The organism is Saccharothrix sp. BKS2, assembly GCF_047689505.1.
GTDB classification, from domain to species: domain Bacteria; phylum Actinomycetota; class Actinomycetes; order Mycobacteriales; family Pseudonocardiaceae; genus Actinosynnema; species Actinosynnema lopnurensis.
This window is the reverse complement of the sequence record NZ_JAUQOL010000010.1, coordinates 188,138-209,625: the sequence shown is the minus strand read 5'-3', so window position 1 is coordinate 209,625 and position 21,488 is coordinate 188,138. Positions and strand designations below refer to the sequence as shown.

Genomic DNA, 21,488 nt, shown 5'->3' with positions numbered 1-21,488 from the left:
ACCCAGTCAAGCGAATCCCGGCCGGGTGAGCACCCGGCGAACGGCTGGCGGTCGGGTCGGCTTCAGGCTGCCGGCAGGACCGGCTCAGGCCACCGGCACGGCCGACAGGCCACCGGCAGGGCCGGTCTCAGGCCACGCCTCGGCCCACCAGAGGGCCGGTCTCAGGCCACCAGCAAGGCCGACCCCAGCGCCGCCGCGCCCGCCTCGGTCAGGCAGGCCGCGGCCCACTGGCCCGGCGCCACCGGCACGACCGGCCGGATCAGGCCCGCGTGCACCAGCCCCCGCGCGGTGACCGGGTCGCAGAACGGCAGCGCGTCCACCCGCACGTCGGGCTCCTCGCTCCCGGTCAGCTCGACCCGGTGGGCGTCGGTCGCGCGCAGCAGGGCGACCTCGCGTCTGGACAACTCCGGCATCATCATCGCCACCTCCGGGGGACAGCGGTCGCGCGGACCTCTTCGGTGGGACGCCCGCGCGCCGGCCGCCGTTCCCCTGCTCGAACTACCCCGCGGCTCGTGCGCCGCGCCGTTCCGCCGCGTCCAGGACCAGCCCGAGCCACTCGGCCTCGTCCACCGCGCCGTCCACCGCCACCCGCCGCAGCCGCAGCCACAGGCCCGCCTCGGTCCACTCCTGGAACCGCCGGTGCACCGTGGGCACGGTCACACCGAACGTGGGCGGCAGGTGCCGCCACGCGCAACCGCTGGTCAGCACGAACACGATCGCGGTGAAGATCGCCCGGTCCGACACCCGGCCCCGGCCGCCGCCCTGGCGGCGCACCTTGGCCGGCGGGATGAGCGGTTCGACCACCGCCCACAGCGACGGCGGCACCAGGCGCGCGGCCAGCTGCTCGATCACGTCGGCGTGCGGGGGTCGGGGCGGCGCCTCGGGCGCCCGGCGCACCCACGGCTCCTGCCGCTGGGCGTCGCCGCGCTGGCGGGCGCGCAGCAACGTGGCCAGGGCGGCGTCGTCGGCGCGCCGCGGCGCGGCCACCGGGTACGCGTGCTGCTGCACCTGCCGGGCGATCTCCGCACCGACCGTTCGGCCGAACGGTTGCGCGGGTCGTACTTGGTTGGTCATCGGGTCCTCCGCCCAGGACGTCGTGATACCCATCACGCTAGGAACACCGGCGCCCCCTGGTAAGACGACGCGCGACGAACGGGAGCGGTGCAGCGTCACGCGGCCACCCGGGCGCCGCCGAACGGGCCCCCGCGAGCGACGAGCGGATGAGCGGTCACTCCCCGAGTCGCCCCGCCGGCGATACGCTCGGGAGGTGACCACCCCGCCCCGCCTGCTCGCCACCAGCGACCTGCACGTGACCTACCAGCAGAACCGGCAGTTCGTCGACGCGATCCACCCGCACTCCCCCGACGACTGGCTCATCGTGGCCGGCGACGTGGCGGAGAAGTTCGACGACGTCGAGTGGGCGCTGGGCCTCCTGCGCCGGAGGTTCTCCCGGGTGGTCTGGTCGCCGGGCAACCACGAGCTCTGGACGACGAAGGACGACTCGGTGCAGGCGCGCGGCGAGGTGCGCTACAAGCAGCTCGTGGAGCTGTGCCGCAGCATCGACGTGCTGACGCCCGAGGACGCGTTCGCGGTGTTCGAGGGCGCGGGCGGGCCGGTCGCGGTGGCGCCGCTGTTCACGCTCTACGACTACACGTTCCGGCCCGCCGGGACGACGGACAAGGCGTCGGCGCTGGCCGCGGCCCAGAACGCCGGGGTCGTCTGCACCGACGAGTACTTCCTGCACCCGGACCCCTACCCGAGCCGCGAGGCGTGGTGCGCCGCCCGGGTCGCGGAGAGCGAGCGGCGGCTGGCGGCCGTCGACCCGTCGCTGCGCACGGTGCTGATCAACCACTGGCCGCTCGTCCGGGACCCCACGTTCGTGCTGCGCTACCCCGAGTTCGCCCTGTGGTGCGGCACGGAGCGCACCGCGGACTGGCACCTGCGGTTCCGGGCGGCCGTCGCCGTCTACGGCCACCTGCACATCCCGCGCACCATCCGGAAGGACGGCGTGCGCTTCGACGAGGTGTCGCTGGGCTACCCGAGGGAGTGGCAGCCCCGGGGCTGGACCGCGGCGCCGCTGCTCGACGTGCTGCGCGAGGGGGACGCCCGATGATCACGGACCTGCTCGCACCGCCGGTCTCGGCGTTCGACGTCTTCGGCGACCCCGACGGGGTGGTGCTGTTCCCCGAGGAGGAGCAGCACGTGGCCAGGGCGGTGGACAAGAGGCGCCGCGAGTTCGCCACCGGGCGGCACTGCGCGCGCACCGCGCTGGCGGCCCTCGGCTTCCCGCCCGCGCCGCTGGTGCCCATGCCCTCGCGCGAGCCCGCGTGGCCCGACGGGGTGGTCGGCAGCATCACGCACTGCAAGGGCTACCGGGCGGCGGCCGTGGGCCGGACCGACCAGGTGCGCACGATCGGGATCGACGCCGAGCCGAACGAACCGACGCCGGACGGGGTGCTGGGCGCCATCGCGCTGCCCGCCGAGCTGGCGCGGATGGACGGGCTGCGGGACGCGAGCGACAAGGTCGCCTGGGACCGGCTGCTGTTCAGCGCCAAGGAGACGGTCTACAAGGCGTGGTACCCGCTGGCCCGGCGGTGGCTGGGGTTCGAGGACGCGGAGGTGACCATCCACCCGGACGACGGCACGTTCAGCGCCCGCATCCTGGTGGAGCCGCCGGTCGTGGACGGTGTCGCCGTCACCGGGTTCACCGGGCGCTGGCTGGCCCGCGAGGGGTTTGTGGTGACCGCGATCGCGGTACCCGCGCGCTGATCCACCGGCTGGGAGGCGGGCAATGGGCGACGACGTCGGGCGGCACGAGTTCACCCGGGAGGACCGCACGCGGTACCGCACGAAGGTGCGTCGCTGCCTCGACGTGTTCGCCCGGATGCTGAGCGAGTCGCGGTTCGAGGTGGACCGGCCCATGACCGGGCTGGAGATCGAGCTGAACCTCGTGGACGACGCCGGCGACCCGGCGATGCGCAACGCCGAGGCGCTGGAGGCCATCGCCGACCCGGACTTCGTCACCGAGCTCGGCCAGTGGAACCTGGAGATCAACGTCGCGCCGCGGCAGCTGACCGCGGGCGGGATCACCGAGTTCGAGTCGGTGGTGCGGGACTCGCTCAACGAGGCCGACCGCAAGGCGCGCGAGGTCGACGCGCACATGGTGATGATCGGCATCCTGCCGACGCTCCAGGCCAAGCACATGGCCGAGGAGGCGCTGTCGGGCAACCCCCGGTACGCGCTGCTCAACGAACAGGTGCTGGCGGCGCGCGGCGAGGACATCCAGATCTCCGTCGACGGCGTCGAGCGGTTGCAGATGACGGCCGACTCGATCGTGCCCGAGGCGGCGTGCACGTCGACGCAGTTCCACCTCCAGGTGTCGCCGGACGCGTTCGCGCCCTACTGGAACGCGGCCCAGGCGATCGCCGGCGTGCAGGTGGCGGTGGGCGCGAACTCGCCGTTCCTGCTCGGCAAGGAGCTGTGGCGGGAGACCCGGATCGCGCTGTTCCAGCAGGCCACCGACACCCGCAGCGACGAGCTGAAGGAGCAGGGCGTCCGGCCGCGGGTGTGGTTCGGGGAGCGGTGGATCACGTCCATCTTCGACCTGTTCGAGGAGAACGTGCGCTACTTCCCGGCGCTGCTGCCGATCTGCGACCCCGAGGACCCGGTGCAGGTGCTGGAGCGGGGCGACACGCCGTCGCTGGCCGAGCTGCGGCTGCACAACGGCACGATCTACCGCTGGAACCGCCCGGTGTACGACGTGGTGCGGGACAAGCCGCACCTGCGGGTGGAGAACCGGACGCTGCCCGCCGGGCCGACGGTCGTGGACACCCTGGCGAACGGGGCGTTCTACTACGGGCTGGTGCGGGTGCTGGCCGAGGAGGAGCGGCCGCTGTGGTCGCAGATGTCGTTCAGCGCGGCGGAGGAGAACTTCACCGCCGGGGCGCGCAACGGCATCGACGCACAGGTCTACTGGCCGGGGCTGGGAACGGTGCCGGTGGTGGAGCTGGTCCTGCGGCGGCTGCTGCCGATGGCGCACGAGGGCCTGGTGAAGATGAAGGTGGAGGCCGCCGAGCGCGACCGGCTGCTGGGGATCATCGAGCAGCGCTGCCTGACCGGGGTGAACGGGGCGACGTGGCAGGCGCGGGCGTTCCACCGGCACTACGACCACACGGCGCTGGACCGGCCGGAGGCGCTGCGGCGGATGCTGCGGACGTACCGGGACCTGATGCACTCGAACGAACCGGTGCACACCTGGCCGGTGAGCTGAGCGGCGGGTCTTCCGACCGGCGTGCGGCCTCCGGGCGGAGGGTGGAGCAGCAGCTGGACCGCGCCAGGGCCGACCGGCTGACCGCGCTGCGCGTGGCGCACGCGGCCACGGCGAAGGTGCGGGCGCTGGAGGCCGAGCCGCGCGGCGGCGCGGGTGCTCACGGGTCGTCGCCTGGGACGGCCGATCCCGGGATCGCCCCGGACACCATCGACGCGTACCTGGCGGAGCAGGGCGCGCGTCCGGACCGGCTCACCGAAGCGCTCGGCGAACTGCGCGTCCCCACGGCGAGCGCGTTCGACGGCACCACGCGGCGGATGCTCACGACGTCCCTGGTCCGCGCCCTCGTCCGGCTGCCCAGCCTGTCCGACGCGGCCGGCCGGGGCCTGGCCACCAGGCTGCTCGCCGACCAGCTGGGCGTCCCGCTGCCCCTGGTGTTCCTCGAACGCATCGCCCTCGCGGCGGGGTCGGAACTCGCGGACGGGCTGCGCCGGTGGAACGACCGGCACGCCGGGCGCCTCGGCCTCGGCGCCGAACTCACCGCCGTCCGCGCCGGCCTGCTCTCCGACCACGCCGCGTGACGAGCGGCGGGACGGTCCCCGCCGCTCGTCACCGGTCGATCAGCTCGTCGGGAAGTCGTCCGGCGTGCGCATCCGCTCGCGGATCCACTGGCCCGCCGGCTTCAGCACGGACGTGCCCGAGAACGAGTTCCCGGCGCAGGTGCCCTCCTTGAACACCGCCCCCGACCGGAAGTCGTCGGAGAAGTTCCAGTTCGTCCAGCCGATCTTGTTGGCCGCCAGGAAGTCCAGGTACTTCTGGCTGTACGCGAAGTCGTTGGCCCCGTCGCCGGTGTAGGTCTGGGTGCCGAACTCGGTCACGAAGATCGGCAGCCGGGCCGCCGCGCGGGTCAGGGCGTTGAAGTACTCGTCCTGGTGCGAGGCCGCGTAGAAGTGGAACGTGTACATGAAGTTCGTGGCGTTGATCGGGTTGTTGACGATGTCCTGCTCCGACCGGCCGTCGGAGATGCCCAGCGAGCCCCAGCCGTGGGTGCCGACGAACACCACGCCGTCCGGGTCCTGGGCCCGGATGACCGGGATCATCTGCTCGGCGTAGGACTTGATGCCCGACCACGCCACGCCGTTGGGCTCGTTGGCGATGTCGTAGATGATGTTGGTCTTGTCGCGGTGCCGCGAGGCGACCTCGGTGAAGAACGTGCGGGCCAGGGCGAGGTTGGCGTTCGGGTCGCCCGGCGACAGCTGGTGCCAGTCCACCAGCGCGTACAGGCCGCGGCGGGTGGCCTCCTCGATGTAGCCGTGCACCAGGTCGGTGAACTTGCGCGGGTTGGTCTCGTACCCGCCCTCCTGCACGTACATCGAGATCCGCAGGATGTCGGCGCCCCAGTCCGAGGCCAGGGCGTCCAGGGACGCGGGCTTGACGCACTGCGCGTACCACTGGATGCCGTGCGTGCTCATGCCGCGCAGCTGGACCGGCTTGCCGTACCGGTTGCACAGCTTGGTCCCGCACACGCGCAGCTGCCCGTTCACGTCGGCGGGGCGGCCGGGCGCCGGGGCGTCGGCGGTGACGTCGAGCCGGTCGAGGTTGGGGCCGCCCGCGGCGGTGGTGGCGGTGGCCCGGACGCGGTTGACGCCCGCCGCCAGGGTGACGGGCACCGTCGCGGTGCGCCAGGTGCTCCACGCGCCGGTGCCGGCGAACGCCACGCCGCTCGCCTGGGCCGTCCCGTTGACCGAGATGGTCATCGGGCGGTTGGTGGTCGTGCCGTTGGCGTACCGGAGGGCCAGGGTGGCCGGGCCGGCCTGCGCCGTGACGGTGAACTCGACCGAGCTGCCGGAGGCGTTGTCGTAGTTGACGAACCCGCCGCCGGTGTAGCCGGCGTGGTTGGACTCGACCACGCCCAGGGAGATCGCCGCGCCTTCGGCCTGGTGCTCGACGGCGGCCGCGGTGGGCTGCGCCGGGGCGGACCGGGCTGCGGCGGAGCGCGCCGCGGCGGATCGGGCCGCGTCGGGCTGGGCCGCGTTGGACTGGACTGTGTCGGACCGGGCTGCGTCTGATTCCGCTGCGCCGGGCTGCGCCGAGGCGGTCTGCGCCCAGGGCGCCGGTACGGCCAGCAGAGCGGCCGCGGCGACGGTCGCGAGCCATCGGGGACGGGGTGCCACGGGGGTGCCTCCCACGGGTCTCGGGGGGATGAACACGGCGGCGGCGGAACAGTTAGGAAACTTTCCTATCTGTTGTCGGGGATCACAGCATCCCCGCACGTCCGCTGTCAACGCCCCGGCGCGCCCCGATCGGTCGTGAGACCGGCCCCGTCAGTAGTCGTCGCCCCCGAAGAAGGTCTCCTCCAGCCGGTCCGCGGTCCCCGCGAGCAGCGCCAGCGGCTCGGTGAACTCGTGGATGTCCAGGTGCGAGAGGGGCAGCGAGTGCCGCAGCACCACGTGCTCGCCCATGACCGCCGCGCCGCAGGCGATGGTCGAGTTGCCGACCTCGGCGAGGAACGCCTTCAGGTCCACGTCGGCGGCCAGGCCGATGGGCGAGGCGATCTGCACCCACTCGTGCTGCCGGTCGAGCACCTCGCGGACCAGGATGATCACCTGGGTGCGCTCGTCGTCCTCGTCGAACTGCTCGAAGTTGAACAGGATGCGGATCTCGTCCTCCTTCTCCGAGATGACGTCGTAGGTGTCGTGGACGTACGCGGCGAGGTCTCCCCAAGTGGCCATGTGATCACCCTACGGGCGCGACCGCCCCCCACACGGCGTCGGCCACGAGCCGCACCGCGGCCCCCAGGTCGAACCCGTGCAGCAGGTACCGCCGGGCGCACTCGTGCGCGGGACCCATCACCACCGGGTCCAGCGCCCACAGCGGCACCGCGCGCAGCTCCCCCGCCGCCATCCGGTCCGCGAACCAGCGCGCGACCGGCTCGAACGCGGCGAGCTTCACCGCGGGGTCGGCCGACCGCGGCGCGGCGTAGAGGAACCGCGCCCGCCCGGGGTTCCCGACCACCCAGCCCAGGTACCGCGCCACCACCGCGCGCACCGCCTGCTCCGCGTCCCCGGCCCCCAGCGCGGGCGTCAGGGCGTCCACGCAGTGCGCGAAGCTCTCCCCGTACAGCACCGCGAACAGCCCCGCCCGGCTGCCGAAGTGGTGGTAGACGCTGCCGTTCGACACCCCGGAGCGGGCCGTCAGCGCGCTGATCGTGACCGCGCCCAGCCCGCCCTCGGCGACCAGTTCGAGCGCCGCGTCCAGCACGGCCTGCCGACTGGTCGGTCCCATGTGGTTAGAGTACCGCTCTAGAGCGCCGCTCCAGAGGAGGACACCGTGGCCCGCTCCATCCCCGACCTGCTGCGCGAACGGGTGCGCGCCACCCCCGACCGCGAGGCCCTGCGCCGGCGCGACGGCGACACGTGGACCTCCATGACGTGGGCCGAGGTCGGGGAGGAGGTGCGCCGGCGCGCCCTGGGGTTCCGGCAGCTGGGCGTGCGCGACGAGGCCCGCGTGGCGATCATGGCCGCGACGAGCGCCGACTGGGTGCTGACCGACCTGGCCGTGCTCGCGGCGGGCGGCGTCACCACCACCATCTACCCGAGCAGCACGCGGGAGGTCGTCGCCCACATCGTCCGGGACTCCGGCAGCGTCCTGGTGGTCGCCGACCCCGGGCTGGCGGGCACGGTCGACGCGGAGGTGATCACCCCCGACTGGGTCCCGGACGGGGAACCCGCGGGCGACTACGACGCCATGGTCGACGAGCTGACCCCGGACCGGCTGGCCACGCTCATCTACACCTCCGGCACCACGGGCACGCCCAAGGGCGTGGAGCTGACCCACGACAACTGGCTGCACACCGCCGAGGCGATCGACGAGCTGGGCGTCCTGGGCCCGGACGAGCTGCACTTCCTGTGGCTGCCGATGTCCCACGCGTTCGGCAAGGTCCTCCAGGTCGGCATGATCGCCACCGGCACGCCCACCGCCGTGGACGGGGACGTCGACCGGATCGCGGCCAACCTCGCCGAGCTGCGCCCGACCGTGGTGGCCGCCGCGCCGCGCATCTTCGAGAAGATCCACCAGAGGGTGGTCGCCTCGATGCGCGAGGCGGGCGGCGTGAAGGAGAAGCTGTTCGAGTGGGCGCTCGACGTCGCCGAGCAACCGGACCGGAAGCTGAGCAACAAGATCGCCGACAGGCTGGTGTTCAGCAAGCTCCGGGACCGCGTGGGCGGCCGGATCAAGTACTTCATCTCCGGCTCCGCGCCGCTGTCCCTGCCGGTCGCGCGGTTCTTCGCCAAGGCGGGCATCACCATCCTGGAGGGCTACGGCCTCACCGAGTCCTCCGCCGCCTCCTTCGTCAACCGACCGGAGTCGAACGAGCTCGGCACGGTCGGCCGGCCCCTCGCGGGCACCGAGGTGCGGCTGGCCGACGACGGCGAGGTGCTCATCGGCGGGCGCGGGATCATGCGCGGCTACCACAACCTGCCCGAGGAGACCGCCGAGGCGCTGGTGGACGGCTGGCTGCACACCGGTGACGTGGGCGAGCTGGACGGGGAGGGCAGGCTCCGGCTCACCGACCGCAAGAAGGAGCTGATCAAGACCTCCGGCGGCAAGTACGTGGCGCCGCAGGCGGTGGAGGGCCTGATCAAGTCCAACAGCCCGTACATCGGCAACGTGCTGGTGCACGGCGACCAGCGCAACTACTGCGTCGCGCTGGTCACCCTGGACCCCGACACCGCGCCCGCCGGCCTGGACGCGGACGCCGAGGTCGGCCGCGCCGTCGAGGCCGCGAACGCCGGGCTGGCCCGGCACGAGGCGATCAAGAAGTTCGCCGTGCTGCCGGAGGACTTCAGCGTCGAGGACGGCACCCTCACCGCCAGCCTGAAGATGCGCCGCAAGGAGATCGAGACCCGCTACCGGGACGTCCTGGACGGGCTGTACTCGGGCTGAGCGGCGGACCGGGGCGCGGGTTCGGGGGCTGGGTCGGGCGCGGGGTCGAGCGGGGGTTCGGGCGTGGGCGTCGAGGTCCGCGCCGCCGCCCCGCACGCGACCGCCCACACCCCGGCGACCAGCACCGCGACCACCTCGGTGAGCACCAGCACGCGTTCGACGTAGCCGAGCGGGAACACGCGCCACCAGGACCTGCCGGTGACGGCGTTGACCAGGATCGCGTACAGCAGCGGGGTGAAGGTGAGCGCGGACAGCAGGCCGAAGCGCGACGTCCAGCGCGCGTAGGCGCCCCACGCGGCGTCACGCACCCACGGCCGGGCCAGCAGCACCATCGCGATCGGCAGGCTGGTGAACGCGAGCAGGCTGCCGAAGCGGTGGATGCTGCCGCTCACGCTCGGGCCGATCGACCAGTCGTTCTTCGGGAAGACCACCACCAGGGCCAGGCCGACCGACCACGCGGCGAACGCCAGCGCCCCCACCGAGCGCCACCTGGCCATCCCCCTCCTGACCAGCACCGCGAGGATCGCCAGCGAGCCGAGCACCAGCAGCAGCACCCCGGTGTCGAACACCCAGCGGTACGGCCCGAGGGCGTACTCGCTGATGGTGCGGCGCAGGTGGTAGGTGGACTCGGTCAGCCGGAGCAGGTCGAGCCCGCCGATGAGGGCGACGGTCAGCACGACGGCGGCGACCCCGGCGAGGGCGGCGTAGCGGGCCGGGGAGCGGGTCGGCGCGGGGTCAGCGGTCAGCACACCGGACGAAACGGACGGTGACCGGCGGGTGTTCCGGGGTTCAGGGAATCGACAGCTTCGACAGGTAGTCCGCGCGCGACTCCGTCAGGTCGCGGGTCAACGCCAGCAGCCCGGCGTCGGTCCCCGCCTCCAGCTCCGACCTGGCCACCGCGACGGACTCCTCGAAGTGCTTCCGCAGCAGCACGCGGGCCTCGGCGTCGAACTCCGCGCCGGTCAGCCGGTCGGCCGCCTGGTACTCGTCCCGGGTGATCATGCCGGGCATGTCGTGGGCCTCGTGCTCGCCCAGGTAGGTCAGGCCGGCCCGGGTGAGCACGCCGTGCAGGTCGGTCAGCTCGCCGCGGTGGCCGACCCCCGCGCGGGCGGCCAGCTCGGCCAGCGCCGGGTCCTGCGCCCGCGCCCGCACCGCGTCCAGCAGCGGCAGCGCCGACTCGGCCTGCGGGATGGCCAGCTGCACGTAGGCCGCGTCGGTCGGGCTCAGGCCGCCGACCGCGGAGGGCGTCGTGGGCGTCGTCGTGGGCGGTGGTGGCGCGGTGGTGGTCGGCGCCGGCGCCGGTTCGGCTCCGCACGCGCCCACCACGAGGACCAGGCTGACCAGGGACAACAGGACCGACAACCGACGCACGAGCGCTCCAGGGGGGACGGTGGCGCGTGGGGACGGGTCAGCCGGAGTGGCGGACCACCAGGGTCGGGGCGAACACGACGGAGCTGATCGGGCGGTCCGGTCGCTCGACGCGCTCCACGAGCAACCGGGCCATCTCGGCCGCCATGTCCTCCACGGGTTGCCGCACCGTGGTCAGGGGCGGGTCGCACTCGACCGCGGGGCTGCTGTCGTCGAACCCGACCACCTTCACGTCCTCGGGCACCCGCAGGCCCCGGTTGCGCAGCACCGGCAGCGCGCCCGTGGCCATCAGGTCGGAGGCGACGAACAGGCCGTCGAACCCCTCCCCCCGCGGCTCCCGGGTCGCCAGCAGCCGGCGGGCCGCCGCGGCGCCGCCCTCGCGGGAGAAGTCGCCCTCGACGACCACGGGGTCGGGCAGGCCGTGCCGGGACACCGCGTCGCGGAAGCCGCGCAGCCGGTCCTGGCCGGCGGGCACCTCCAGCGGTCCGGTGATGGTGGCCACCCGGCGGCACCCGCGCGCCACCAGGTGGTCGACGGCCAGCCCCGCGCCCGCGGCCTGGTCGACGTCGACGTAGGTGATCGACATCGGCCGGACCGGGCGCGCGGCCAGCACGACCGGCAGGTTCGAGTCGGTGAGCAGGCGCGGCAGCGGGTCCGCGCCGTGCGTGTGGATCAGGATCACGCCGTCCAGCCTGCGCTGCCGGACGTCGTCGACCACCTCCTGGTGGCCGCCCGCGTCGGTGGTGGTCAGCACCAGCTGGACGCCCAGCGGGCGGATCACCGGCAGCACGCCGCTGACCACCCGACCGAAGTAGGGGTCGTGCAGCGTGCGCCCCTCGTCCGGGAGGACGAGGCCGATCGCGCCCGCCCGCCGGGTGACGAGCGAACGCGCCGCGCGGTTGGGGGTGTACCCGGTCGTGGAGATCGCTCTCTCCACCACCTGGCGCAGCTCCCGGTCCACCGTGGCGACCCCGTTGACCACCCGGGACACCGTGGCCCGGGACACCCCCGCGACCCGCGCGACCTCCTCCAACGTGACTGGTCTGCGGTCCACGTGAGCCTTTATACCGGGAGGTGCGGTCCCACCTCCGTGGAACCGCACCCCCGGGCTCACTGGTACACGCGGACGTAGTCGACCAACATGCGCTGCGGGAAGACCGTGGTGGCGTCCGGGGGACCGGGCCAGTCACCGCCCACCGCGTTGTTGAGCAGGATGAAGAAGGGCTTGTCGAACACCCACGGCCCGCGGGTCGCCTCCACCGTCGCCTTGTCGATGGTGAGGACCGTCACGCCGTCGATGCTGAACGTGATGCCCCGGCTGTTCCAGTCGGCCCGGAACAGGTGGAACGCGTTCGCGTAGTCCTGGCCGATGTCGCGCATCGCGCCGATCCCGCCCCCGCCGAAGTAGGCCGGGCCGTGGATGGTCTGGTACGCGGTGTTGGGCTCGCGACCGAGGTGCTCCATGATGTCGATCTCACCGCTCGCGGGCCACGGGGTGCCCCGGAAGATGTCGGTGCCGAGCATCCAGAACGCGGGCCACAGGCCCTTGGAGCCGGACACCTTGATCGACGCCTCGAAGCGCCCGTAGGTCCAGGACGCCTTGCCCTCGGTGATGATGCGCGCCGAGGTGTACTGGCACGTGCCGCTGCCGCTGACCGGGTCCACCGGGCACGCCGAACCCGGCGTGACCTCCCGCCTCGCCTCCAGCACCATGTTGCCGTTGCCGTCGGTGGAGGCGTTGCGGTTGTCGGTGTAGTACTGGAGCTCCGCGTTCTGCCCGGTGCCGACCTCCGGACGCCACTTGCTCGCGTCCGGCCGCGTGCCCGCGGGCGCGTTGAACTCGTCGCTCCACACCAGGCGCAGCGGGTTGCCCGGGTCCGGGGCCTGCGCCGGCGGCGACGTGGGGCTGCCACCGGTGCCGTAGACCTGGAACTCCCACAGCGAGTACCCGTAGGGGCCGCTGCGCTTGGTGAGGTTGACCCGGACGTACCGACCGGTGCCCGTGACGTTCAGGGTCTGCTTGAAACCCGTGCCCGTCGTGGTGGTGTGGATCGTGGTCCAGCCCGACGCGTTCTCGGAGGTCTGGACCTGGAACCCGGTGGCGTACGCCGGGTCCCACTGGAGCACGACCCTGGTGATGCGGGCGGTCGCGCCCAGGTCGACCTGGATCCAACCCGGGTCGACCCAGCCGGTGGTGGTGCTCGTGGCCCACCGGGTGGCCGGGTTGTAGTCCGTCACCTTGGCCGGCGTGCAGCCCGGACACGCCCCGTCGTCCTGGAACGACGAGGCGGTGGCGGGCTTGTTGTAGGACAGCAGCCGCTCGGAACCGCCCGGGTCCCCGCCGCCGGTCTCGATGCGGACGGCGAACTCCCACAGGGACACGCCGTACTGCGTGGCGCGCGCCGTGGTGTTCAGGCGGATGTAGCGACCGGTGCCGGTGAAGGAGGGGTTCTGCACCCCTCCCGCGCCGGTGGTGGTGGAGAACACCGTGGTCCAGGCGTTGCCGTCGGCGGAGACCTGGATCTGGTAGGCCGTCGCGTAGGCGGCCTCCCAGGTCAGCGTCGCGCCGCAGACCTGGCGGCTGGTGCCCAGGTCCACCCGCAGCCACTGCGGGTCGGAGAACCCGCTGGACCAGCGGGTGCCCGGGTTCCCGTCCACCGCGGAGGCGGCGGTGAACGGGCCCTCCACCGACGACGCCGTCACCGGTGCGTTGAGCGCCGCGTTGGCCGTGCCGCACTCGGCCGCCTGCGCGGTGACCGGGAGGAACAGCGGCAGGGCCAGCGCGGCCACCGCGATCAGGGACTTGAGCTTCACGACGGGCGGCCGTCCGCGCCGCACTTGATGACCGGGTTGATGCAGTCGCGCACCCGACGGGCCAGTTCGGCCTCCGGCCACGCGTTGAAGAAGTCGCCGTGCATGGTGTAGCCGGGTCCCGAGGCCAGTCGGAAGCCGGCCGGGTTGCCGCTCGCCGGGTAGCGCAGCACCTGGCGGAGCTTCGGCACCGGCACCGGGTGGCTCGACGGGCAGCCGCCGGCGACCGGGTAGGACATGTGGGACTTGTGGTCGGCCGAGTCCAGGTCACGACCGTTCCAGCACTGCGGGAAGTCCAGGTAGGACTCCAGCATCGTGCCGGACGGGCAGTTGACGAAGTCCTTGGACGAGCCCACGTGGCCCGCGTGCAGGCAGGACCACCGGGCGTTGGAGCTGGGGTCGTTCACGCCGGTGGCCTTGGCGTTGCCCGCGATCATGCGCAGGCCCAGCGGGAACGGCTGGATGCGCGCGGTGACGTCCGGGTTCACGCCCTCGCCGAGGTAGTAGAACGTGGTGCCGGTCGGCTCCACGGGCTGGTTGTTCACGTACAGGGTGGGGACCCAGTACGAGGACAGGTCGATGCCCGGGTTGCAGCTGCTCGTGCCCGCGAGCAGGGACTGCGTGGTGCTGCGGGCGTTGGTGCTCCGGTTGCCGAAGAAGCTGTGCATGTGCGAGGCACCGGGCAGGTTGGGGAAGACGATCGGGTCGTCGGGCAGGCGGTGGGTGTAGGGGCATTCCGCGAGGAACTCGGCGACCCGCACGACGTTGGCCCCGACCTCCCCCTGGGGTGCGGCGGATCCGGGCACGGTCACGAGGGCGAGACCGCACACGGCTGCCGCGGCTGCGGCAAGGGCCGTGACCATACGACGCCATCGGCGAATGGTGGGGATCACGACTCCCCTTTCGTAGAGTTACGAGTGGGTTTCGGGAGAGCGCTCTCACAACGGAACGTAAGCTCGCCCCCTGTATCAGTCAAGGAAAGAACCCAGTTCCGGTCGGACCGGAACCGCCGTTCAGAGAGCGCTCTCTCGTCCGAACGCCGAACTCGGGGGTCGCGAACGTACGACACACCCGCCGCGAACGTACGACTCGCGCGCGAGTCGTACGTTCAGGCCGCGCGAGTCGTACGTTCAGGACGGGTGAGTTCTTTACTTACGAGTAGGTCAGGGCTGACGGGAGGGTGGCCGGGGAGGCGATGGGCCAGGTCAGGGGGTCGGGGCCCAGTTCCCACAGCTCGGCCACCTGGAGGGCGCACCAGGGTGAGATCGGGCGCACGCCCGCGAGGACGGCCGGGGCGAAGTCCGCCCAGGGCACCCACTCGACGGAGTCGACCTCGTCCGGGTTGGGCACCGGGTCGGCGGTGACCAGGCCGCGCAGGACCGGGCACATCTCGTTCTCCACGACGCCGTTCTCCATCACCGCCCGGTAGCGGAACGCGGGCAGCACCAGGTCCAGCGAGACCTCCGGCAGGCCCAGTTCGTCGTGCAGGCGGCGGGTGACGGCGGGCACCAGCGCCTCACCCGGCGCCGGGTGACCGCAGCACGAGTTGGTCCAGACCCCCGGCCACGTCTTCTTGTGCAGCGCGCGCCTGGTCAGCAGCAGCCGCCCGGCGGGGTCGAACAGGTAGGAGGAGAACGCCAGGTGCAGCGGGGTGGACGCGTGGTGCACGGAAGCCTTGTCGGCGACGCCGATGCCGGTCCCGCGCTCGTCCAGGAGCACGACTTGTTCCACACGCCCACCCTGCCACAACGGGGGTCACCGCGCGCCCGCGAGCACCCCCGGGTCACGCGCCAGCTTGCCGCCGGACGTGCGGGGCAGCGCCCGCCGCACCCGGACCCGCTCCGGCAGCTTGAACTCGGCCAGCCGCCCCGCGCACCACGCCCGGACCTCCTCGGCCGTCACCCCGCCCGACGGCGCGCCCACGTACGCCGTGACCACCCCGTCGAGCACCGCGACCGCCTCGGTCACCAGCGGGTGCGCCCGCAGCGCCGCCTCCACCTCGGTGAGGTCCACGTTGAAGCCGCGCACCATCACCAGCGAGTCCGACCGGCCGAGCAGCCGCAGGTTGCCGTGCGCGTCGAACTCGCCCCGGTCACCGGTGCGGAACCACCCGTCGGCGAACCGCGAGGGATCGTCCCCGACCAGGTAGGGCGACTCGTCGAGCGCCACCTCCACCAGCCCGTCGCGCACCCGGATGCCGGTGTCGGGCAGCGGCCGGCCCACCGACGGCCGGGACGTGCCCGCGGCGTCCATGGTCAGCGCGCCGGTCTCGGTGGTGCCGAAGCACTCGCCCACCCGGAACCCGTAGGCGGCGGCGAACCGCTCGGCCACCTCCACCGGCATCATCTCGCCGCCGGAGAACGCCGCGCGCACCGAGCGCAGCGCCGACCGGTCGGCGACGTCGGCCAGCAGCCCGAAGTGGTACGGCTGACCGCTGATGAAGTGCGCCTGGTGCCGCTCCGCCGCCTTGAGCACGTCCTCGGCCAGGTGCCGCCCGGAGAACACGACCTCCACCCCGACGGCCAGCGAGTGCAGCAGCCCGCCCATCAGGCCGAAGCTGTAGGCGGGGTTGTTGAGCAGCAGCAACCGCTCGCCGCGCCGCGTCATGCCCTCGGCCGCGCCGAACCGCAGCACCTCGCGGATGATCGACCCGGTGCCGCGCCCGACGACCTTGGGCCGCCCGGTCGAGCCGGAGGTGAACTGGACCAGCCGGTGCCCGGTCGCGGCGGGCACGCCGTCCGGCCGCAGCTCGGTGACCAGCTCGTAGCGCTCGCGGAAGCTGTCGCCGGCGGGCGTGGCGGCGCGCACGAAGTGCTGGGGCTCGGTCAGCCCCACCAGCACCCCCACCTCGGTGGGGGTGAGCCGGTGGTCGACCGGGATGACCCTGGCGCCGAGCGTCCACAGCGCCAGGACCACCTCGAACTGGGTGAAGCTCGGGGGCACCTGGAGCATCACCGAGCTGCCCTCCCCCACCCCCGCGGCGGCCAGCAGGCCCGCCTCGGCGGCGACGGAGGCGCGCAGGGCGCCGCGGGTCACGGTGTGCTCGTGGGTGAACACCGGCACGTCGTCGCCGTGTCGGCGCAACAGGTCGGTGACGAACTCTCGCATGGGTGTTCAGGACTCCTTGCAGAACTCGCCGATGGGGATGCCCACGTGCCGCTGCTCGGTCGCGATGTAGCCGAGCAGCTCGTCACCGCGCTGGAGCTCGGTGACGTTGCGGACCTTCCCGCCGGGGCCGAGCACGCGCACGTGCCAGTCGTCCTGCACGGTCAGGCTCACCTCGACGCCCTCGGGCGAGTGCGCGGTGATGGTCAGGATCGGGCGCGACTCCAGCTTGGCCCGGCCGACGGTGAGCTTGCGCGTGCGGCCCTCGGAGTTCACCGCGAGCACCGTGCTGCCCGAGCGCAGCTCGGACAGGTAGTTGGTGCGGTTGTCCGGGCCGAGCACGTAGGAGTGCAGGGCGCCGGCGTTGACCCGGAACGGCCGGGTCGGCATGTAGGGCAGCGGGTGGGTCTCGCTGCAGCAGAGGATGAAGCCGGAGGAGAACGAGCCGACGAGGATGCCCTCGTCCTCCTGGAAGTGGGACGCGGTGTCCACGCAGACCCGGTCGCCCAGGCCGTTGTGGGCGATGCGGTCGACGGTGAGCGTGGTCAGCTCCAGCGGCGGGGTGTTCGCCTCCAGCAGCCTGGCCAGCTGGAACACCTCGGTGGCGTCGCGCGGCGCCATGAGCACGCCGTCCGAGCCGTGCTCCAGCACGTCGAGCACGATGGCCGCCTCCTCCAGGTCGGCGACGACCGTGACCAGCTTGCCGGGCGCGCCGTCGGCGGCCGCGATGACGATCTCCAACGGGATCTTCGTCGGGTCGGTGAACCCGACGATCGTGTGGCCGAGCCGGACCGCCGCGGTGCACGCGAGCTTGAGCGTGCGGTCGTCGCTCACCTGCACGAACGCCGCGTCGGCGGCGAGCCGGTCGAGCCGGTCCTCGTCGTCGACGACCACGACGACCAGGTGCGGGCTCTCCACCGGAGCCTCGGCGACGAGGACCCGGTCGATCGTCGGGGGCAGGGTGTCCAGCAGCGCCGGGTCGTCGGACACGACGCCGGCGAGGCGGGCGTGCACGGCGGCGTCGACGACGGCTTCGCGCTGCGCCTCGGGCACGGCGCGCAGGTCGATCCAGGCGAACTTCAACGGTGCTCCAAAAGGTGTCGGACCCGGGGCGGCGCGGGTCAGGACGAGGCCACGACGCCGGTCACGGCGCGGACCAGGTCCGCCCGGGGGTCCTCGTGGACGATCGACGCCAGTTCCGCGACCAGCGGCATCGGCGAGGGCGAGGTGAACACGCGGCGGCCGACGGCCAGGCCCGAGCAGCCCACCGCCATCGCGGTGCGGGCGTGGTCGACCAGGCTGCCGCCGGTCGCCGGACCGCCCGCCACCAGCACCGGGATCGGGCAGCTGGCCACGACCTCGGCCATCCGCTCGGTGGGCAGCGCGAGGTTGGTCTTGACGATGTCGGCGCCCAGGTCGACCGCGATGTTGACCACGTGCGCGAGCAGCTCGGGGTCGTTCGGGTCGGCGATGCGCGGCCCGCGCGGGTAGACCATGGCGATCAGCGGCACGTTCCAGTCGTCGCACGCCTTGGCGACCACGCCGAAGTCCGTGAGCTGCCGCCCCTCCGTGTCCGAGCCGATGTTGACGTGCACGCTGACCGCGTCGGCGCCCAGCCGGACCGCCTCCTCGACGTCGCCGACGAGCACCTTGGCGTTGGCGTCGACCATGTGCGCGGTGCCCGCGCTCAAGTGGACGACCAGCGCGCACCCGCCCAGCACGGCCGGGTCGATGGTCCGGACACGTCCCTTGTGGACGATGATGCCGTCCGCGCCGCCCACCACGACGGAGTCGACCAGGTCGGTCCACCGGTCGCGCGGCACCACCGGCCCGTCGGAAACGCTGTGGTCGAGCGGGACGAAGAGGTACCTGTCGTCACGCGGGCGGGAAAGCCGTCGCAGCCGCAACGCTTTCCTCATTCGCTCACACCTCCCGATTATTGCGGCGATGGCCATGGAGCAGGGTGGTGTAGCCGGCGAGCGCGGCGGGAGGTGTGAACTGGCGATAACTCCCCAGTTATGCACCTGTTGGAGCAACGCCGTTCCGGCATCCTGAACAGAGCGTCATGCCCCGACACTCGCGCGGTCGGTGTTTGCCGTCATCCGATTGCCCTAGGCTGCGTCGGTGCACATGGAGCTCAGGCATCTCCACGTCGTGCTGACCGTCGCCGAGGCGGGCAGCATCAGCCGGGCCGCCTCGCTGCTCAAGATCGCGCAGGCGGGGCTGACCGCCCAGCTGCGCCGCATCGAACGCGGGTTCGGGGGTCCGCTGTTCCTGCGCCGGAGCGACGGGGTCGAGCTGACCGAGCTGGGTCGGCACGTCGTGCTGCGGTCGCGCGACCTGGTGGAACGCTTCGACGACCTGCTCGTCACGACGCGCAAGCTGGCCGCGGAGCACCCCGGGACGGGCATCCGGCTCGGCGGCGTGGCCGGGTCGCTCACGCCCCTGCTGGTCGGGGTGGTGCGGTCGCTGCTGCCCACGCACCCGCAGACCACGCACATCGAGCGCAGCGGTGACGCGGTGCTGGAGCTGGTGCGCACGGCCAAGGTGGACCTGGCCCTGGTGACCGAGTTCCCCCAGAGCCCTCTGCGGATTCCCGAAGAGGTGGACTACCGGACCGTCGTCACCGAACCGATGCTGGTCGGGATCGCCAGCGGGCACCGGTTGGCCGGGCGGGGCGAGGTGCGGCTGTCCGAACTGGCCGACGAGGAGTGGGCCGTGCTCGACGAGTGCTACGGCGGCGGGCGGCTGAACCTCCAGCTGGCGTGCGAGGCCGCCGGGTTCACGCCGCGCTGCGCGCACTTCGGGGTGGACCCGGTGTCGGCCGCGGAGCTGGTGCGGTCCGCGCACACCGTGGCGTGCTTCTTCCCCAGCGGCAACGACTTACCGGGCGTGGTGCTGAAACCGATCGTGGGCAACCCCGTGCACCGGTGCGTCATGCTCGTGTGGCAGCGGGACTGCGAGGCCGCCGAGTACGTCGAGGACGTCTACGCGGCCCTGCTGCGCGCCTACCAGGAACGGACGTGGGGCCACGGGCGGTCGGCGAAGCTGGCCGCGACCGGGCTGACCGTGGCGGCCAGCTGACGTCGCCCGACCGGACGTGGTCGCCGTTGCGGAATCCGCGAGGTGGTCCCGGCGGCTTTTTTTCACAGCGGCTGGTCCGAATGCCGCAGCACGCTCTCCGCTTCGGTCCGGAACGCCTCCACGCCGTCCCGGCCCTCCGGCGCGCCGTGGGCCTGGAGCAGGTGGAGCAGCGCGCCGCCGTGGGCGGAGCGCCGCGACAGGGCGCGGAAGGAGAACGCGGCCTCGTAGGTGGCGACCGCGCCGGCCAGGGCCGCCGCCGCGGTGGCCAGGAACGCCCACTGCGCGCGGCGCGGCCCGTCCGCCACCGCGACCGCGCCCAGGGCGGCGGCGGCCGTGAACAGCAGCACGGTGGTGGCGGTGGTCCAGCGGCGGGCGGTCGTGTAGCGGGCGCGGTCCCGCTCGAAGGCGGCGAGCCGGTCGCCCACCCGGTGGCGCAGGTAGGCGCGCAGGAACTGCTCGCGGTGGTCGTCGGGGGTGGTCGTCATGCCCGGCTCACCGGTTCGTGCCGGTGGCGCGCCACGGCCGCCGACAGCTCACGGGCGCGTTCCTCGCGCTCGGCGTCGTCGGCGGCGGGTGGCGCGGCCAGGTGGTCGAAGTACAGGGTGCGCAGCCGCTCGGCGCGCAGGCGGGCGTCGGGGTCCTCGCCGTGGCGGGCCACGACCGCCAGCACCGCCGCCACCGCGCCCGACGCGGCCAGCAGCACCCCGGGCCACGGGACGTCCCGCAGCCAGACCTGGAGGGCGGCGAAGAGGGTGGTGGCGAACCCGGCCGCGATGGCGAGGGCGACCAGGAGGCGGGCGCGCTCGCGGGCCCGGAGGGCGGCCACCTCGCACTCGTGCAGGGCGGGGGCGACCAGCTGGTTGGCCTCGTGGATCGCGTCGGCGAGCCGGGGGTAGTCCAGCACGTAGCCGGGGTCGACCACGGGGTGCGGGTCGGGCGGGCGGAAGCGCGGGCGGGGCCAGATCGTGGCGGGCGGGGCCGTGTGGCCGACCTCGGCGCCCGGCCGGCCGGTCAGCACCCGGACCAGGACGGCGACCACCTTGTCCGGGCCCTCGTCCACGTGGACCACGGCTACCTGCCCGCTGCGCACGAGGACGGCCAGGTCGTCGGGCCTGGCGGTGGGGGGTGGCCTGGTGGGGGGTGGTGCGGCGGCGGTGGGGTCCTCCTCCGCCACGACCTGCCCGGTCACCGCCCGTTCAACCCCGACTCGTTCAACCCCGACCCGGTCCTCCCCGACCGCATCGACCACCTCACCGCCACCCGCGGCGAGGTGACCGTGCACGATCTCGTCGGCCAGGCCGCCCGTGCCCGCGAGCACCAGCAGCGGCCGATCGCGCCCCAGGTGCTCCACCAGCGCGGCGCGCGTCACCTCGTCCCCGCCGACCAGCAGCGCGAGCGCCGGGCGCTTGGCCCCCGCCACCGCGTCCACCACCCGGAACAGCGCGGGCAGCTCCTCGCCCCACCGCGAGCCCGGCACCAGCACCGCCGTGTCGTGGTTGGCGTTGAGCCGGACCTCCTCGCCGGTCGGCTCGGCGTCCTCGGCCGCCACCCGGCCGGACGGCGCGACGCCGACCAGCCTCGGCCACCGCCCGTCCAGCGCCTCGGCGGCCAACCCGACCAGGTGCGCCACCCCCGCGTCCGCGCCCGCGGTGACCACGGTGACACCGGTGCGGGCCGCGGCGGCGAGCACCGCGCGCAGCACCGGCAGCACGGTCGCGGCCAGGTCGGTGCCCGGGTCGTCCCCCGCGCCGAGCACCACCAGGACGGGGTGGGACCGGGGCAACCCGAGGGCACGCGCCCGGATGTCGGCGTCGGGGTGCGCCAACCGCCGCACCCGCGGACCAGCACCCGCTGTAGGCATGCCGGGCACCATATCCGGGGTTCACGCGAAACTCACCCGTCCAGGTGG

21 protein-coding genes and 1 pseudogene are annotated in these 21,488 nt (G+C 73.3%); 6 read left to right on the top strand and 16 right to left on the bottom strand.

The window, feature by feature from the left end:
- Positions 1-161: 161 nt before the first annotated feature.
- Positions 162-413 (bottom strand): hypothetical protein, encoded by a 252-nt coding sequence (locus tag Q5530_RS22555; protein ID WP_415364762.1) that lies wholly within the window; start codon positions 411-413, stop codon positions 162-164.
- Positions 414-510: 97 nt separating this feature from the next.
- A pseudogene (locus tag Q5530_RS22550) lies at positions 511-852 on the bottom strand (transposase); the annotation flags it as partial.
- Positions 853-1,267: 415 nt separating this feature from the next.
- Between Q5530_RS22550 and Q5530_RS22545 the strand changes: the two are divergent.
- Genes Q5530_RS22545 through Q5530_RS22530 form a run of 4 tightly spaced genes read left to right on the top strand, consistent with a single transcriptional unit; the run spans position 1,268 to position 4,848 of the window.
- Positions 1,268-2,113 (top strand): metallophosphoesterase family protein, encoded by an 846-nt coding sequence (locus Q5530_RS22545; RefSeq protein ID WP_415364761.1) that lies wholly within the window; start codon positions 1,268-1,270, stop codon positions 2,111-2,113.
- A complete protein-coding gene (locus Q5530_RS22540; protein ID WP_415364760.1) occupies positions 2,110-2,769 on the top strand; it encodes a 4'-phosphopantetheinyl transferase family protein in 660 nt (219 codons plus the stop codon). The genes Q5530_RS22545 and Q5530_RS22540 overlap by 4 nt, the downstream gene beginning before the upstream one ends.
- A 22-nt stretch (positions 2,770-2,791) precedes the next feature.
- Positions 2,792-4,270 carry a glutamate-cysteine ligase family protein gene (locus tag Q5530_RS22535; RefSeq protein ID WP_415364759.1) on the top strand — a complete coding sequence of 493 codons (1,479 nt, stop codon included), beginning with the start codon at positions 2,792-2,794 and terminating at the stop codon, positions 4,268-4,270.
- Between the two features lie 41 nt (positions 4,271-4,311).
- Entirely contained in the window at positions 4,312-4,848 is a 537-nt protein-coding gene (locus Q5530_RS22530; RefSeq protein WP_415364758.1) for a hypothetical protein, read from the top strand.
- A 39-nt stretch (positions 4,849-4,887) separates the two neighbouring features.
- Here the strand turns inward: Q5530_RS22530 and Q5530_RS22525 are convergent, their stop codons facing one another.
- From Q5530_RS22525 to Q5530_RS22515, 3 genes are all read right to left on the bottom strand, one after another.
- Positions 4,888-6,441, bottom strand: a complete 1,554-nt coding sequence (locus Q5530_RS22525; RefSeq protein WP_415364757.1) for a cellulase family glycosylhydrolase — start codon at positions 6,439-6,441, stop codon at positions 4,888-4,890.
- Positions 6,442-6,591: 150 nt separating this feature from the next.
- Positions 6,592-6,999, bottom strand: coding sequence for a hypothetical protein (locus tag Q5530_RS22520; RefSeq protein ID WP_415364756.1), 408 nt, complete (start codon positions 6,997-6,999; stop codon positions 6,592-6,594).
- Positions 7,000-7,003: 4 nt separating this feature from the next.
- A complete protein-coding gene (locus tag Q5530_RS22515) occupies positions 7,004-7,552 on the bottom strand; it encodes a TetR/AcrR family transcriptional regulator (RefSeq protein ID WP_415364755.1) in 549 nt (182 codons plus the stop codon).
- Between the two features lie 45 nt (positions 7,553-7,597).
- Between Q5530_RS22515 and Q5530_RS22510 the strand changes: the two genes are divergently transcribed.
- Positions 7,598-9,211, top strand: coding sequence for an AMP-dependent synthetase/ligase (locus tag Q5530_RS22510; protein ID WP_415364754.1), 1,614 nt, complete (start codon positions 7,598-7,600; stop codon positions 9,209-9,211).
- On the opposite strand, the gene Q5530_RS22505 is transcribed toward Q5530_RS22510, so the two are convergent.
- From Q5530_RS22505 to Q5530_RS22465, 9 genes are all read right to left on the bottom strand, one after another.
- On the bottom strand, positions 9,175-9,960 hold the full coding sequence (locus Q5530_RS22505; protein ID WP_415364753.1) for a DUF998 domain-containing protein: 786 nt from the start codon (positions 9,958-9,960) through the stop codon (positions 9,175-9,177). The two genes, Q5530_RS22510 and Q5530_RS22505, sit on opposite strands and share 37 nt — an antisense overlap.
- A gap of 40 nt (positions 9,961-10,000) precedes the next feature.
- A complete protein-coding gene (locus Q5530_RS22500; protein ID WP_380633070.1) occupies positions 10,001-10,582 on the bottom strand; it encodes a DUF305 domain-containing protein in 582 nt (193 codons plus the stop codon).
- A 37-nt stretch (positions 10,583-10,619) separates the two neighbouring features.
- A complete protein-coding gene (locus tag Q5530_RS22495; protein ID WP_380633068.1) occupies positions 10,620-11,633 on the bottom strand; it encodes a LacI family DNA-binding transcriptional regulator in 1,014 nt (337 codons plus the stop codon).
- Between the two features lie 56 nt (positions 11,634-11,689).
- Positions 11,690-13,393, bottom strand: a complete 1,704-nt coding sequence (locus Q5530_RS22490) for a discoidin domain-containing protein (RefSeq protein WP_415364752.1) — start codon at positions 13,391-13,393, stop codon at positions 11,690-11,692.
- Positions 13,390-14,202, bottom strand: a complete 813-nt coding sequence (locus tag Q5530_RS22485; protein ID WP_415364751.1) for a DUF1996 domain-containing protein — start codon at positions 14,200-14,202, stop codon at positions 13,390-13,392. Before Q5530_RS22485 ends, Q5530_RS22490 begins: the two co-directional genes overlap by 4 nt.
- Positions 14,203-14,542: 340 nt before the next feature.
- The gene (gene idi / locus Q5530_RS22480) at positions 14,543-15,121 is read right to left on the bottom strand and encodes an isopentenyl-diphosphate Delta-isomerase (RefSeq protein ID WP_380633064.1); all 579 of its coding nucleotides are present in this window, start codon (positions 15,119-15,121) and stop codon (positions 14,543-14,545) included.
- A 24-nt stretch (positions 15,122-15,145) separates the two neighbouring features.
- Positions 15,146-16,498 (bottom strand): class I adenylate-forming enzyme family protein, encoded by a 1,353-nt coding sequence (locus Q5530_RS22475; RefSeq protein ID WP_415364750.1) that lies wholly within the window; start codon positions 16,496-16,498, stop codon positions 15,146-15,148.
- A gap of 6 nt (positions 16,499-16,504) precedes the next feature.
- Positions 16,505-17,578 carry a 3-dehydroquinate synthase II family protein gene (locus tag Q5530_RS22470; RefSeq protein ID WP_415364749.1) on the bottom strand — a complete coding sequence of 358 codons (1,074 nt, stop codon included), beginning with the start codon at positions 17,576-17,578 and terminating at the stop codon, positions 16,505-16,507.
- A gap of 38 nt (positions 17,579-17,616) precedes the next feature.
- Complete coding sequence (locus tag Q5530_RS22465; protein WP_380633060.1) at positions 17,617-18,414, bottom strand: 2-amino-3,7-dideoxy-D-threo-hept-6-ulosonate synthase; 798 nt, start codon at positions 18,412-18,414, stop codon at positions 17,617-17,619.
- Between the two features lie 211 nt (positions 18,415-18,625).
- Here Q5530_RS22465 and Q5530_RS22460 point away from each other — a divergent pair, with 211 nt between their 5' ends.
- Positions 18,626-19,579, top strand: coding sequence for a LysR family transcriptional regulator (locus Q5530_RS22460; RefSeq protein ID WP_380633363.1), 954 nt, complete (start codon positions 18,626-18,628; stop codon positions 19,577-19,579).
- Positions 19,580-19,641: 62 nt separating this feature from the next.
- Here the strand turns inward: Q5530_RS22460 and Q5530_RS22455 are convergent, their stop codons facing one another.
- Together Q5530_RS22455 and Q5530_RS22450 are read right to left on the bottom strand one after the other, a co-directional pair.
- Positions 19,642-20,064, bottom strand: coding sequence for a hypothetical protein (locus tag Q5530_RS22455; protein WP_415364748.1), 423 nt, complete (start codon positions 20,062-20,064; stop codon positions 19,642-19,644).
- Positions 20,061-21,440 (bottom strand): hypothetical protein, encoded by a 1,380-nt coding sequence (locus tag Q5530_RS22450; protein ID WP_415364747.1) that lies wholly within the window; start codon positions 21,438-21,440, stop codon positions 20,061-20,063. The genes Q5530_RS22455 and Q5530_RS22450 overlap by 4 nt, the downstream gene beginning before the upstream one ends.
- Positions 21,441-21,488 lie beyond the last annotated feature (48 nt).